This window comes from Pseudomonas sp. NPDC087598 (genome assembly GCF_044743525.1).
GTDB lineage: Bacteria > Pseudomonadota > Gammaproteobacteria > Pseudomonadales > Pseudomonadaceae > Aquipseudomonas.
Window position 1 is genome coordinate 90529 of record NZ_JBIUWQ010000024.1, and the last position, 382, is coordinate 90910.

Annotated in this window: 1 protein-coding gene; it reads right to left on the reverse strand. The window is 61.3% G+C overall.

The window, feature by feature from the left end:
- Window positions 1-202: 202 nt before the first annotated feature.
- Window positions 203-382, reverse strand: a 180-nt coding sequence (locus ACIOWE_RS15450; RefSeq protein ID WP_401392861.1) for a hypothetical protein, incomplete at its 5' end; no start/stop codon positions are given.

The window sequence follows — 382 nt, forward strand, 5'->3', positions numbered from 1 at the left end:
GGGGGTCAACACACCCCACAACCAAAAAAAAAACCCCGTGTGGGGGGGCGCGGGCGCGCTTGCGGGTCCGCCGTTTTTATCCTGTTTGGCCTCCCCCCCCCCCCCCCCCCCCCGCCTCACTCCTACAGGGGACCGGTATTCCAAGGCATAAAAAAACGCCGCTCATCTCACGATGGGCGGCGTTTTTCATTGCGTTGCAGCGTTAGGCTTGAACGACCGGGATGTTGGCGTTCGCAGCAGCTTCACGGAACTCGGCAATCTGGTCGAAGGACAGGTAGCGGTAGATATCGGCCGCCATGCTGTCGATCTTGCCAGCGTATTCCATGTACTCCTCGACGGTCGGCACGCGACCCAGGATCGAAGCAACGGACGCCAGCTCAGC